The sequence below is a fragment of the Paenibacillus sp. FSL L8-0333 genome, assembly GCF_037965665.1.
Taxonomy (GTDB): Bacteria; Bacillota; Bacilli; order Paenibacillales; family Paenibacillaceae; genus Paenibacillus_AQ; species Paenibacillus_AQ odorifer.
In genome coordinates this window covers 6,759,900-6,773,578 of the sequence record NZ_CP150186.1, presented here as the reverse complement: position 1 = coordinate 6,773,578, position 13,679 = coordinate 6,759,900, and the positions used below count along the sequence as shown (strand labels likewise).

12 protein-coding genes are annotated in these 13,679 nt (G+C 40.7%); 7 read left to right on the top strand and 5 right to left on the bottom strand.

The window, feature by feature from the left end; translation table 11 throughout:
* Positions 1-19 precede the first annotated feature (19 nt).
* The 3 genes from NYE72_RS30185 (at position 20) to NYE72_RS30175 (ending at position 2,197) form a co-directional block, all read left to right on the top strand.
* A complete protein-coding gene (locus NYE72_RS30185; RefSeq protein WP_038573919.1) occupies positions 20-976 on the top strand; it encodes a zinc-binding alcohol dehydrogenase family protein in 957 nt (318 codons plus the stop codon).
* 1 nt (position 977) lies between these two features.
* A complete protein-coding gene (locus NYE72_RS30180; protein ID WP_036682401.1) occupies positions 978-1,412 on the top strand; it encodes a MarR family winged helix-turn-helix transcriptional regulator in 435 nt (144 codons plus the stop codon).
* 251 nt (positions 1,413-1,663) lie between these two features.
* The gene (locus tag NYE72_RS30175) at positions 1,664-2,197 is read left to right on the top strand and encodes a YceI family protein (protein ID WP_036682399.1); all 534 of its coding nucleotides are present in this window, start codon (positions 1,664-1,666) and stop codon (positions 2,195-2,197) included.
* Positions 2,198-2,323: 126 nt separating this feature from the next.
* Here the strand turns inward: NYE72_RS30175 and NYE72_RS30170 are convergent, their stop codons facing one another.
* Genes NYE72_RS30170 through NYE72_RS30150 form a run of 5 tightly spaced genes read right to left on the bottom strand, consistent with a single transcriptional unit; the run spans position 2,324 to position 9,665 of the window.
* Positions 2,324-4,879: an FtsX-like permease family protein gene (locus NYE72_RS30170; protein ID WP_051491238.1), complete on the bottom strand. Its 2,556-nt coding sequence runs from the start codon at positions 4,877-4,879 to the stop codon at positions 2,324-2,326.
* 7 nt (positions 4,880-4,886) lie between these two features.
* On the bottom strand, positions 4,887-5,600 hold the full coding sequence (locus NYE72_RS30165; protein WP_036682398.1) for an ABC transporter ATP-binding protein: 714 nt from the start codon (positions 5,598-5,600) through the stop codon (positions 4,887-4,889).
* Positions 5,560-6,792, bottom strand: a complete 1,233-nt coding sequence (locus tag NYE72_RS30160) for a hypothetical protein (RefSeq protein WP_052097394.1) — start codon at positions 6,790-6,792, stop codon at positions 5,560-5,562. The genes NYE72_RS30165 and NYE72_RS30160 overlap by 41 nt, the downstream gene beginning before the upstream one ends.
* An 18-nt stretch (positions 6,793-6,810) precedes the next feature.
* Positions 6,811-8,271 carry a radical SAM protein gene (locus NYE72_RS30155; RefSeq protein WP_036682397.1) on the bottom strand — a complete coding sequence of 487 codons (1,461 nt, stop codon included), beginning with the start codon at positions 8,269-8,271 and terminating at the stop codon, positions 6,811-6,813.
* Entirely contained in the window at positions 8,268-9,665 is a 1,398-nt protein-coding gene (locus NYE72_RS30150) for a radical SAM protein (RefSeq protein WP_036682396.1), read from the bottom strand. Before NYE72_RS30150 ends, NYE72_RS30155 begins: the two co-directional genes overlap by 4 nt.
* Positions 9,666-10,338: 673 nt before the next feature.
* Between NYE72_RS30150 and NYE72_RS30145 the strand changes: the two genes are divergently transcribed.
* From NYE72_RS30145 to NYE72_RS30130, 4 genes are all read left to right on the top strand, one after another.
* Entirely contained in the window at positions 10,339-11,274 is a 936-nt protein-coding gene (locus NYE72_RS30145) for a LytTR family transcriptional regulator DNA-binding domain-containing protein (protein WP_038573913.1), read from the top strand.
* A 104-nt stretch (positions 11,275-11,378) separates the two neighbouring features.
* On the top strand, positions 11,379-12,224 hold the full coding sequence (locus NYE72_RS30140; protein ID WP_038573911.1) for an ABC transporter ATP-binding protein: 846 nt from the start codon (positions 11,379-11,381) through the stop codon (positions 12,222-12,224).
* A complete protein-coding gene (locus NYE72_RS30135; protein WP_038573909.1) occupies positions 12,221-12,931 on the top strand; it encodes an ABC transporter permease in 711 nt (236 codons plus the stop codon). The genes NYE72_RS30140 and NYE72_RS30135 overlap by 4 nt, the downstream gene beginning before the upstream one ends.
* 202 nt (positions 12,932-13,133) lie before the next feature.
* On the top strand, positions 13,134-13,514 hold the full coding sequence (locus NYE72_RS30130; RefSeq protein WP_038573907.1) for a FlxA-like family protein: 381 nt from the start codon (positions 13,134-13,136) through the stop codon (positions 13,512-13,514).
* The last annotated feature ends 165 nt before the right edge of the window (positions 13,515-13,679 follow it).

The following is a 13,679-nucleotide window of genomic DNA, read 5'->3' as shown; positions in this document are numbered from 1 at the left end:
GTGGAAGAAGGGTGTAAATATGAAGGCAGCAATCGTAAAGGATAAGGGGACGATTCCCGTAATGGGTCATTTTGATTCCCCCGTTGGGACAGAGGGGCTAGTTATAATTAACGTTACGGCCACAGCCTTGAGTCGAGTTAGCAAGTTCCGTTCAATGGGTATGCACTACTCTTCTGAAGTTAACTTTCCAATTGTAGCCGGTATCGACGGTGTAGGAACTTTGAAAGATGGGTCTCGTGTTTACTTTGCGCTGCCTACTGCACCATATGGCAGTTTGGCTGAGCAAACAATCGTCAACGAAAAGCTGACTGTCCGTTTACCAGATGGTATTGATGATCTCACTGCTGCCGCTATCGCCAACCCTGCTATGTCGTCATGGGCTGCATTGGTATTTCGAGCTGGTTTTAAATCCGGTCAAACTGTATTGATTAATGGCGCTACTGGTGCATCCGGTAGTTTAGCAGTTCAGATTGCTAAGGGTCTGGGGGCCAAGAAGGTCATTGTAACAGGACGCAACGAATCGAAGTTGCAAGCACTTGAAGCTGATGAGGCTATTGCATTTGATATGACAGCCGACAACGGTCAAAAAATGTTTGAAAACGCCCTAATGCCAGTTATTGCTGAAGGTGTTGATGTTATATTGGATTATCTTTGGGGCGACAGCGCACTCGCTATCATGTCAGCTCTTGTTAAGGCGAAAACGGATCGTTCAACTCGTTTTGTAAGCATTGGAACTTCATCTGGCCAAGAAAGCATTCATTTACCTTCATCTCTTTTACGCTCATCAACAATCGAACTCGTAGGTAGCGGAGATAAGAGTGTTTCTAAAGCTGATATGCTATCTGCTGTTAGAGGTGTCTTTGAAATGGCTGCCGAGGGGAAGATAAAAATTACCACAAAAGAGTTCGCTCTAGAAGATATTGAAGAGGCTTGGAATGCCCCACTAATGCCTCGTCCTGTTGTAAGGGTGAAATAAAATGGAAAACGATATTTTTAAAGCACTGATCGATTTAGTTTCCATTATCAATAGGCCAGACCGTGATAAGAAGATGATTGCTAATGCTGGCGTAAATTTGGAAGCAGCAACCTTTCGTGTCTTTGTGGGCATCGTGCATCTCCAACCGACTAGTGTTGGTGATTTGGCCGCCATGATGGGAAAAAACTATTCGAGTGTTAGCCGGCAAATTGATAAGTTAGAAAACGCGGGGTTGGTTCATACGTATCCATCAAGTGCAGATTCCCGCATTCGTGTGTCTGAATTGACGAAAAGCGGGGAGGAAATCAATGCAATGATTAGCCTCACCCGTGAACGCATTTTGCATGAAGCTTTGGATGACTGGACTCTAGAGGAAAAAAACAGCTTATTGAATAACTTAAGGCGTTTATTTGAATCGTTGCAAAGATTCGACTAGTTGCAGATTATGACTGTTCACACACAGCTCAATGTTTATTGCGATGGTGGATATTCGGGTAAAAGGAATTACGGATTCAATGGGGAACCATTCTGAAATCGGATTTACGAGGAAGCCGCAAAAATGCTAAAACGCTACTGACACAACGTTGTCAGTAGCGTTTTTGTATATTAGGGGTATAGCGAGTAGCGCAGTGTTTTGGAGATAGGGTGACCTTGCTCATAATCTTATTATAGAGGTGGAATTTATTCATGAGTAATATCAAATGGGAAGTGGATCCGGACCACAGCTCCGTCGAGTTTTCGGTGACGCATTTAATGATTAATAAAATCAAAGGAGTATTTGAGCGTTTCCAGGCTATCTTAAGTTTTGATCCCAACGAGTTAACAACTATGGGTATTCAGGCTTCCATAGACGCAAATAGTATCACAACTCGCCAAGCGCAACGAGATGAACATTTGAGGGGCGACGACTTCCTTCATGCTGCCAAGTATCCAACCATTGCGTTTCAAAGCACCAACTGCGTCTTTGCTGGTGAGCGGCAATATGAACTTACAGGCAATCTAACTCTGCATGGAGTAACCCAATCTGTTACTTTTCATACTGTATTTGAAGGACTAAACAAGGACCCACGCGGACGGGAACGTGTAGGATTTCATTCAACAGCCAGTATTGATCGTAATGAATTTGGTTTGAAATTCAACTCGCCTCTGGAAACCGGTGGAATTATAGTCGGAAATGAAGTGAGGATCGAGCTTTATATTGAGGCAATTAAAATACTGTGAACCGTATCACAAATTAATGTATTTTTACACCAAACGTAGTTATGACAAGGTATAAAAAAATCCCTCTCTGCGTAATAGAGAGGGACAGTAACTATTTAAGTACCAATTCATTAGAGCCTTATTAGATCATAACTGGTTGGTCTGTAAGAGCTGCGTAGGTTTAGTAAGCAGAGCAGGCCTCGCCGCTATCCAAGCCACTGAGAGTGTGGTTATAACACATAGGCCAATCCCATAAATCACCCATTTAACATCAACCAGGACAGGTAACTTGAACATAAGTTTTAGAGCTACAGTCGTTAACAACAAAGCTATCCCTGTACCAGCAGTTCCTGAGACTAAAGATAAAACAAAGTTCTCTAACAAGATTGACCGTAATGTCTTACCATTGGATACTCCCACTGCTTTGATGATTGCAATTTCTCTGCGTTTTCTTAAAAGGCTTATCACAATTTGATTCCCGATGGTAAGTATCGCTGTAATGAAGGCAAATAAAGTCACTATAGAGAAGAATACACTTATCATACGTATCATTGAATTTAAGCTTTCGGAGGCTGTACTTGATACTGAATACGCCATAGCGGATGCTGGAAGTACACCGTTTAATTCAGAGAGTAAACCCGTAGTCAGGGTCCCTCCGTCAATAGAAAACATTACCCGGTTAGGCGCCCCATATTTAGACAATATATCTTTAGTTGTTCTCATACCTACTGTTTTTACGAACCCTGATTCAAAAAAGCCAACAATTTTGAAAGGAATCTTCTTTTCTCCCATTGTAACTTCAACTGTATCGCCTGTCTTAATTCCCAACTGTTGATAATCTTCCAATAATAATGCGGTCTTGTGCGATGAATCATCTTCTATAAGGTCACGTCCACCAATAATGGAATAGGACCTTGATGCAAGTGAAGGGTCAACACCTTCAATGCTCAATTTATTGGAAGCGAAGAACTTATTCCCGTCTGACTTTTGCTGAAAAAGAGAAGTTGCTTCACTTCCGTTAATTGAACTTAAAAGACCGTTCATCTGGACACCCTCTGTCCACTTTTTAATATCGAGAGATTGAAAAGCTTCCTTGACTGCTTCAGACTCTACTAAGGAGCTTGTGATGAGTAGATTTCCTTTGGCCTCGGTCTCTAACTGTTGACTGACAGACTGAGTTAAGTTATCAGCGAAAAGTTCGCTTGATACTGCTGATGCAACACCAACACTCAAGATAAGAGCCAATAGTCCGTATCGTTTTCTTCCAGATGATAAATTATGAAAAGGGATAAACCAACGAGGAGAGATGAGTTTCCTCATGCTTCCAACCACTCTGAAAATGAAAGAGAAAGCAGAAGAACATACCTTCACAAATATACTTACCAATATAATAATCAGTAGAATCCCTAAAAAAGATAGAACGACTCTAGAACTAATGGATTCGGTTGAACCCAGAAAAAGTGTTTTTTGTAAGTAGAATGCTACAACTAGCGAAATCAGTAATAATAAGAGTCCTCTTTTCCAAAAGCGTACCCGATAAGAAGGGATCTGATGGTTTCCTTCAAGCAATAGCTGCATAGGAGAGACGATGAGCATTCCTTTTAGAGGAATCCATGTTGATATCAGTGCCATTAGCATTCCTACTGCGAAGGTAACAATTGTGACTTTCCATGAAAACTCCCAAGACAACGGTATAGCTAACATTTTGCCTACGTAAGAAGTTAACCAAGTACTCACTAGAAGACCTGTTACTATTCCAGTAATAGTTCCTATCGTCCCGATAAGAATACCTTCTGTTAAAAAGGTACCGGCAACTGAGCGAGAGCGTACACCTATTGCCTTCATAACTGCAATATCGCGCATTCTAGTGCTCATTGCCTGCTTCATTGTATTTGAAACTGTCAAAGCGCTGATTCCCAGTGCAAGCAGACTGAACAATTGTAAAAGTAAAAGAAGGGTCTTGGCTTGAGCCAAGCTTTCGTCTGTCCGCTCTTTCGTGTCCGTTAGTGTAGCACTTGGCAGATGCTTCTCAAGTTCTGCTTGCCAAGAAGTCTTTGGTGTGCCCGCTTTCCAATGGATAAGAATTTCATTTGTGCTTCCGGCTGGAGCGTTTAGCAGATTAGCTGCTTCATTCAACGGAAGATAAGCAGCTCCAAAAATATCCGCATCTCCGTAAGACTCTTGAACATTAAGTACTAATCCTTTTACCTTGTACTCATGCAGACTTCCATCAGACGCGCTCGGCAACCAAATTTTTTCTCCAACCTTTACCTGTAGGCGATCTGCTGCATTATCAGCAAGAAGGACCTCATTTGCTTGAAGTGAACGGATGCCAGGATATTGATTTTCCCCATAATAAGGGTAAGTCTTCGTATCAATTCCCTTCAAGATCACGCTTGTTGTTTTATTTTTGGATTGCACCATGCTCTGTCCGACATATGAAGATGAATGGCTGTCGATTTCTCCCATGTCTTGGAATATATCATTCACTATATTGCTCTGTAGTGGCTTAAGGTAGGACTGGACTAATACATCCCCACCTAATAGCAGTTTGGCAGAATTCTCAATAGAACGTGGCGCCAATTCAGATAATAGGAACATACTAAAGAAACTTGCACTTCCAATAATGAGAGACAATATAGTGAAAATTGTTCTTAATTTGTTACGTAATAAACTTCTCCCGGCAGAGCTCAGCCATATCATCAGATATTCACCTTCCTTTACTCAGACAAGGATCCTCAGTTTCAACCCTTCCATCTCTAATGTAAATCACTCGGTCGGATTTTGAAGCAACCTCTGGATCATGGGTAGCAATAATGAAGGTCATTCTCATTTGCTGTTTTAAGCGGAAGATAAGGTCAAGAACTTTCTGTCCGGAATCACGATCTAAATTGCCGGTTGGCTCGTCAGCAATGACTAGAGAGGGCTTATTAATCAGAGCTCTTGCAATAGCGACACGTTGCTGTTGTCCGCCGGATAGTTGATTAGGCAGGTGCTTCATCCGATCGCCCATCCCCACAAGCTTCAACATTTCTTCTGCTTTTTTACGTATTTCACTATGTCGGGTGCCTTTGATGCAGAACATGGGAAGCATTACATTTTCAAGAGCGGTCATTGTAGAGATTAGATTGAAGGATTGAAAAACAAACCCAATTTTTTGTGCGCGATAATCAGAAAGTTTTTCTTCAGATAAAGATTCGATTGACTTACCCTCAAGTGCGATTTTCCCTGTACTAGGCTTATCTAGGGATCCCATAATCCCAAGCAGGGTTGATTTTCCGCTGCCGCTGGGTCCCATAATGCTTACAATCTCACTTTTGTAAAACTTCAGATTTATTCCCTTAAGAACAGATATTATGCCGGCTTCGGATTCGTACTCTTTGTTAAGATTTTGGATGGCCAGAATCGGTTGTTCTACAATCAACTGAATTTTCCTTCTTTCTGTTAATTTTTTTAATAAGTAATATGGTGAAATGAAGAATTAATATCACAATCACTATCAAAAGGCCTTTGAAGTTTGTCCAGTTCCAAGAATGAAAGAGGGAAGTAAATGAAAAAATAAAACGTAACATATACATTAAAGCAATGCTGAAAACAATTAAGTATAAAGAGGAATACGCTAAAAACACTTTCTTGTAAGTACTGCTCATATTGATAATATTTAATCTAAATTTCTCGCGGAAAAGTCGTTTCCTACATACATATCCCAATAATCCTTGTTTTACCAATGTAAAAGTTCTAGTATGCAGGTTGGGAATTCCGAGGATATCTGTAAGTACCCAGAAACCATCAAGACGTAATAATGGATTTAGATTGCTAATAATGGAAAGCAAAATAAAATGGTTGGCAGTAAATAGTATATTGCTCCCTGTTATTATAGATGATAATTCATATATAATAAATATCCATAATTGAAAATATATACCTCCAAGGTCGATCACTACTCGCTCTTTTCTACTTGCTTTCCAAGCATCACTCAAATCCACGAAAAGAACAGGGGCTAAAAAAAACAATCCGATCCCCATATCTCTTGGTTTAACATTATATTTAAAAGCCGCCACTGTATGCCCAAATTCATGGAATATAGCCGAAAACAAAATCATGAAAAAAGTAATAATCCAAAAAAGATAAGAACCTAAATCTGCTTTATTTGCAGAAAGACTTAAATTTATTATGTAGTTGTAGAGGGCAATACTCATAAGAACTCCAAAAATACAAATACCTTTTAAAGAAAAAAGATGCTGAAAGGGTTGGGAACAGCCTTCCAGTCGGCTTGCATTTAATAGTGGAGTACGAAAACGGATGGCCGAGGAATGTTCTGCTATTTTTTCGCTCCCTACAACGATACCCTTCTCAGTTAGAAGATGTTCTAATAAATATTGTAGCTCTTCTAAGCGTGGGGCAACTTCATATTTCTCTAATAATTGCTCAGAAATCTCTAAAAGCGACTTTTTTCCGTCCATACAGTTAAAAATGGTTAAAATCTTTTCTGTTACTTTCATTTGTAGACCATTGTCAAAGTGAACTAAATAGCGAGCCCCCTCTTCCCAAACATCCATTTCATGGATAATATAGGGTATCAATTGGGGATATTTTGTTGCTGCTATCGCATTCATAATTATCCCCCTCTTTCTTTAGACGGTACCCAATTCTTCGAAAAGGTGTTTATTATGTTTGATATAAACATCTATTGTTTCATTGGCATAATTACAATAGGGCTTTGTAATATCTCCATTCCTCATTAAATTGGCATAAGCACAACCACCACCACAAAAGAGAGAGATAGAGCATTCCGTGCATTCCTTGGAATCTGTAATTCCCCGGTCCCATTGCTGATGAGCTTCAGAATTCAGCTCATATTTTGGGAAAAATGATCCAACGGCGGTCTCTGCACGGCCTACAGAGTCGGGACAGGCATAGATAAGTCCTTCTGTCCCAAATGAATAGAAACGTTGTTCGCGCGCGCTGCATTCTTTAAAATGTGGAACACTAGTGACCCCCGAGGAAGTACAAGCATCCATATCGTCCATCCTGCTCCAATCAAAAGATCGGATCGTGTTTCTAATTCGTGAGGTGCGCATGTTTATCACTGATCCCAGTCTTGCGTTGTATTTATCAATAAAAGAATCCAAGTCGCCGAACATTTCATATAGGGCTATCAACAGTTCATGTTCAGGTAAGTGGTCGGGCATTGGTTCACTGAAGTGATTAGTAACAGGCGTGACTTGCCAACCAAAGTGGGGGAACTTATTCCAGCCCTTTTGTTCAATGAAATTAGCCAGTTCGACCAGATGACCCAGATTTTCTTTGTTAACATTTGTCCTAGTAGCAACGGCAAAGCCTCGTTCCAGGGCCATATCAATATTTTGGACTATACGATCAAATGTTCCTTGTCCACCAGCCATGATACGCCGTTTATCGTGAACAGCTTTGGGGCCGTCAAGTGAAATTTGAAAGAAATCCCATTGGTCACGGTAAGGTTGAAAAATATCTAAAAATTGATGCAAGAATGTCCCGTTAGTAATAGCGCACATACGGAAACCATATTCATTAACAGCACGTTCTACCACTTCTTTAACTGTATTTTTAGTCTGCGGAAGAAGTGGTTCTCCTCCATATAAAACCATACGATGTTGTGCTCCTATGAAGCGGCCACGATTTTCTTCCATTTTAATAATTTGAGTAATAGCTTCGAACATTTTGGTTATTTCATCTGAGTCTAATGCATGATTATGGTCATGAATTTGATGGCCTTGATAGCAATAGGGGCACCTTAGATTACAAGCATATGTTGTACAAACATTGAAGGTCATACCCCATTTACTCTTTGCCGTCATTTTTTCCATTGCATCTTTAACTTTAAAAAGTATTTGTTGTTCTTCTGCAAGGCTATGAAAGATATACCCTCTTTTTTTGAAAAAAGTAAGTAGTTCAACCTCATCTTGATTATCTCGTTGCAGATTAGTCTGTTCAATCCGATCTAGCCGTTCCTTTACTAGACCATCCACTACATCTACTGCTCCACTAAGAGAATTAATCAAGATATAATTCCCATTGTTAATAGGATGAATAGAATTATATGTGCTTTTGATCATGATTTAACCTCCTCGTATTGTGCAGCTTCCTCCTGCAATTCGTGTAGATATTGACCAAGCATGTTCTTTGCATCCGGACAACAAGGAAGGTCCAGATCTCCGTATGTTGATAAAGCTTGTGCAGCGCAGCCGCCGCCGCAAATCATTGCTGCAGAGCAGTCTTTGCATTTGGGTATTTGTAGAACATTAAAATTTCTCCATTGGTCAAAAACGGGTTCCTTCGTAAAAACAGGGGAGAACTGGCCGATGCGATATTCTGATTTTCCCACTAAATCCGGACATGCATACATATTATTATCAGGTCCAAAAGCATAGGTTTTTCCTTCAGTAGCCTCACAGTAGACAAGTTGTGGCGAAATAATCCCAACTCTATCTTGTAATTCAGGATCAAGTAACATGCCTGTCCGGAAGAAACGGAACATTTCAGGACTAAGGCCGATCTTCTTTTGTTTTTCAAGTTCTGTAAAGTTAGGGACGTGTCGGATTAAAGACTTTGCAATCTCATAACCTTTCATCAAAGTAGAACTCAGACCTAGACAAGTATGATCTGTTACAGGAGCAAAGGTTATTGAGAAGGAAGGATGCCCGAAGAAGCCGCATTGATGATAGTACTTTATTAACTCAGGTACAGTTTTAATATTAGTTTGATCTATATTAATCCGGATCATAACAGGGATGTTACGGTTTAATAATTCATTAACGCCTTGGTGTATCCGTTGAAATGTACCCTGTCCTCCAGATAAAAAGCGCCGACTATCATGTATTTCCTCAGGGCCATCGACAGAAACCATAACACTTAAACAATCGCGAAAGCGTTCTAAAATGTCGGCGTAAGCTTTCAAGTGATAACCATTTGTATTACAACCGATTATAAAATTTCGTTTTTCCGCTTCTTCGCAGATTTTTTCTACCATGTTCTTGGCGGGAGGTAAGAGGGGCTCACCTCCGAATAGGTTAATTAATCCTTTGTCCATTCCGCTTTCTTTATGCAGAATATCAATTGCGGAAAACGCATGCTCTATTTGTTCTTCGGTAATGAAGCGTGTACTCTCATGAAGCAAATGATCTTCAAAGCAATATGTACAACGAAAATTGCAGGCATAAGTCGGACAAATAATATAATGCATGAATTGATCATAATTCATGATTTGTGATGCTTGGTTTAATCGTCGCTCCTTATCTTCATTATTCTCAAAAATGTAGCCTCTCCTCAATAAGAACTCGATATCGTCTTCTTTAAGCTCAGGCGGGTAATTAGATAGTTCCCAACTCTCTGCTGAATCCAGTAAATCAAGCATTTCTGCAGAGAAAAAATCTACAGCACCTGTCAAAGTATTGATAACAAGGTTTTTTTCATCAAACTCATATCTTAAATGGTATTTATTTACTATCATGATATTTTCACCTCTATACAATTTTGGAATTATTAAAAAATATTGTTTAATTGTATAATTTATTGTGAATCACTTATATTGGGTATTAAAGAATTATTCGTAAAAAAAAGCCGCAGAGAACGGCTTTTTTCATCGACTCAAATTTGGAAACAACAATTCCAGCAACAAAGATTAATGCAGGCCATTTCGTCACGATTTTCCAATGTTTCTACCTGATCAAATAATTCTGTCCATAGATCCTTGTCGTCGTTCACGGAGCGAGTTTTGAATTGATTTTCACTCGACATATGTAAACCTCCTTTATATTATTTTTATCTAGAAGAAAGATGCTTTTAGATAAAATTGTTAACCCAAACCTAATGACATCCATTGATTCTTTAGATACCCTAATAACCCATTTATTTACAATGTTATTCTATAATTTTAAATCTACTTATTATGTGAATTTAGTCACAAAATCAAAACTCTTCCAAAATTTTCGAAATAAATGTATTAAATCTCAGTGAGGAATTTAAGTTGAGGGAATTCCTGCTCACTAGAGATGCGGTAAACTAGATGCCTTGACTACTAATATTTGCATTAAATATTACCTAAATCGTATTTATCGAGGAGGAAATAACAGGAACAAAATTGAAAAAGTATACCCTATAGCAGCACTGACCGGGAGGATGGCATGCAATTTCAACCAATTTATTATAATGGGGAATTATTTCTACCGAAGATCGAATTAAATATGACACCGAACCAATCGGTTGGCATCATAACGGACTTGAAGCGAAAGCAGCTTTTAATGAATCAATTAGGGGATCATTCCCAATATTATTTATTTCGGGCTGGGCAAAACGAGTATATGCGTTTAACGGTGGAGGAACTAATCACTTTTCTAATCAGAGTAACAGAGAGGAATGAGCGTACCGCTTCGTTGATAGATTATTTTGCTTTAAAAGAAGAACGGAAGGTAAAGATCAAGGATCTAAGCTCATCGAAAAGGATGTATGTGACATTGCTGCGTGTCTTTTTTGCGCATCAGCCTACACTTGTACTGGAGGAACCCTATTTTTACTTGGAAGAGCAAGATTGTCGTCAACTCAAACGGATTCTGGATGATCTTTCTCAAGAAAAGCAGATTTTAATTTTAACTTCGAATTTAGAGGATGCCCTTATTTCCTGTGATGCCATTTATCGGTTGAACGAATCGGGATTTCATCCATTGGATATTCGGGACTTCGACGAGGATAAGCAGGAAGTACAGAAACAAGACGAGGCCAATATAACCTTGCAGAAGATCTCTACCAAAAGAAATGATAAAGTGATTTTATTTAATCCGCCTGAAATTGATTTTATAGAAAGTGTAGAGGGGTCAATCCTTGTTCATGTGGGCGGTGAAAATTATGACTGTGCGTTGACGCTGACCGAGCTCGAGCAGCGATTATTAAATTTCGGTTTTTTTAGGTGTCACCGATCTTACATTGTTAATCTGCAAAAAGTAAGAGAGATTATTACATGGACGAAAAATAGCTACAGCTTGCGATTAAATACAGGTCAAGATGCCGTGGTTCCGTTATCCCGTTCAAAATTGCCTGAATTAAAAGCACTTCTTAACATTTAAATGGTACCATTCAGGCGCTTACAGCTACATTTCGGCGCGTTTTGATGGCAGGAAGCATGTAATCTGTATATGTTTAAGCCATCAACACTAAGGATGTGGAGTTAATGAATGTTATCCGGGTAGAACGTATCCATAAGAGATTTGGAGAAAAGGATGCGTTAGCAGATGTTTCTTTTTCAATTCCTAAGGGTGAAATTTTTGGTTTCCTTGGCCCGAGTGGCTCAGGCAAAACAACATTAATTAAGATTCTAACGGCACAGTTAAATCCGACAAGTGGACAGGCAAGTGTATTTGACCAGCCGGCGGAGATGATGCAGCAGTCTGCTCAGAAGATGCGTTTTGGCATTTTGACGGATAACAGTGGTCTATATGAGAGGTTAAGTATTGAGGAAAATCTGGAGTTGTATCGTAAGTTATATGATCTTCCCAAATCTGCGGTCGACAAGGTGCTGCAGTTTGTAAACTTAAGCGGGGAGCGCAAAAAGAAAGCTAACCTCTTATCCAAAGGGATGCGTCAGCGTGTCATGCTGGCATGCGCGATTATCCATGAGCCGGAATTATTATTCCTGGATGAACCAACTTCGGCTCTAGATCCGGTAAACACAGCACATATCTATAAAGGCTTACGCTACTTAAATGAGAAAGGAACTACGATTTTTCTGACTACGCATGATATGTCTGAAGCAGAATTGATATGCAACCGTGTAGCGATTCTGTATCAGGGTCAAATCCAAACCATCGGTTCACCGAAGGAACTTAAACGGCAGCACCGGGAGAACGTAATTAGTGTGGACTTAATCAATGGGGAAACCTACGAGCTCCCGATCGATGAGGGGGCGGCTGACCAAATCGCGGATTGGATGAAGCGGGGGCTAATTGACCGGTTAGAAACGAAAGAGCCAAGTCTAGGTGATATTTTTATTAAAATGACAGGAAGTGAGCTACTATGAGTATCTCATACAAACGTGCCCGGGCGATATTTGTGAAGGATTACAAAGAGTTTTCACGTAACTACGCGCTGTCCATTATGCTGATTTTTCCTATTATTATCGCTCTGATTTTCAAGAGGGCAGGTGCGTCTTTACCTGGAGCCAGCGGTTTTCTTTTTAATAGTTCGTTTGTATTGCTAACATGTTTCGCACAAGCCTGCTTGATTGCGGAAGAGAAGGAACGTAACACTTTACGGTCATTAATGATGACACCGGCTACGACCATGGATGTACTAATCGGTAAAAGCAGTTTGGTCTTTGTCATGTCTGCTGTTGTTCTCGCTATTTCTACATTATTATTTGGCTATGAGCCAGCTAATATATGGGCATTTGTGGCAGTAATCATTCTTTCGATTATTCTGTACACTGCAGCCGGGACGATCTGCGGTTTATTCTCCAAGACGTTGCTTGAATCCTCATTATCTATACTCCCTGTGGCGTTCATATTTATGGGGGCACCGTGGGGAGAAGTACTAGTGAAGGATTATCCGGTCTTCAAAGTGCTGGATTACATGCCAAGCAGTCAGCTTGTGCATCTGCTGGGTCTAAGCAATACAGGTTATACGACGGGCGATGTAGTGAAACCACTCCTCATTAATTTGGCATGGACGGTTGTGCTAACAGTAGTGTCTGTCATTTTATATCAGCGGCGGTTGAAGGACGAGTAAGGGAGCTCTGAAGGGACTTTAGCCAGCCTTCGGTGGGTCTTTGGTAGGGTTGAAACAAGCGGCCGACTGAGACTATACGACGATTATTTTCCAATTGAGGCTGTGATGTTGTCATGACGGGGCCTGCCGGGTAATAAAGATGATTAGAACTTTCAAATTTGGCTGATTTTGGATTGGGAGCCAAGGAAACGGGGGAAAGATCATGGCGGCACAGACAGTATCAGGCATCAGCTCCGTACAGACCATTGCGGCCTACGGCGGTACACAGAGTGATGTCAGTTCTCTGGAGAAACAGCGAAACCGGCTGATGATGGAACTGGATAAAGTGAATGCGGCACAAGGAAGTGAGATGCAAACTCCTTATCGCAGGGAGCAGCTGCAGCGGCAAATCCGGCTGCTGGAGTCCCAACTGGTACAGAAAAGCGGGAGCAGTACCTCCGTAAATTTTGTGCCTGCTTCTCCGCTTCAAGATCACCTCCCCCTTTGGGGAAATGAAGGAAAGGGAGGCCTCAAGGGCATCGGCCTGACTGATCCCCGGACGGCGACGGTGGACGCGGAGGGTCATTTCGACGCGTTAATTTAGGCAAGCGAGCGAAGGTGCGGAAAGCGTCAGGTGATAAACTGACACTCCATAATCATGAGGCTAGCTAGCCGAGCTTCCCCCGAGAAGACCCGCAGCACGGTAAAAACAACAAAATAGGCGAGAGGGAAGCTTCAACACTTCCTCCTCGCCTATTTGTGTTCATGC

Bases quoted from the DNA above. Each gene is read 5' to 3' on its own strand.
- NYE72_RS30155 (WP_036682397.1), bottom strand. From the start codon at position 8,271: ATGATCAAAAGCACATATAATTCTATTCATCCTATTAACAATGGGAAT.
- NYE72_RS30175 (WP_036682399.1), top strand. From the start codon at position 1,664: ATGAGTAATATCAAATGGGAAGTGGATCCGGACCACAGCTCCGTCGAG.
- NYE72_RS30140 (WP_038573911.1), top strand. From the start codon at position 11,379: ATGAATGTTATCCGGGTAGAACGTATCCATAAGAGATTTGGAGAAAAG.
- NYE72_RS30170 (WP_051491238.1), bottom strand. From the start codon at position 4,879: ATGATATGGCTGAGCTCTGCCGGGAGAAGTTTATTACGTAACAAATTA.
- NYE72_RS30180 (WP_036682401.1), top strand. From the start codon at position 978: ATGGAAAACGATATTTTTAAAGCACTGATCGATTTAGTTTCCATTATC.
- NYE72_RS30130 (WP_038573907.1), top strand. From the start codon at position 13,134: ATGGCGGCACAGACAGTATCAGGCATCAGCTCCGTACAGACCATTGCG.
- NYE72_RS30135 (WP_038573909.1), top strand. From the start codon at position 12,221: ATGAGTATCTCATACAAACGTGCCCGGGCGATATTTGTGAAGGATTAC.
- NYE72_RS30150 (WP_036682396.1), bottom strand. From the start codon at position 9,665: ATGATAGTAAATAAATACCATTTAAGATATGAGTTTGATGAAAAAAAC.
- NYE72_RS30160 (WP_052097394.1), bottom strand. From the start codon at position 6,792: ATGAATGCGATAGCAGCAACAAAATATCCCCAATTGATACCCTATATT.
- NYE72_RS30145 (WP_038573913.1), top strand. From the start codon at position 10,339: ATGCAATTTCAACCAATTTATTATAATGGGGAATTATTTCTACCGAAG.
- NYE72_RS30185 (WP_038573919.1), top strand. From the start codon at position 20: ATGAAGGCAGCAATCGTAAAGGATAAGGGGACGATTCCCGTAATGGGT.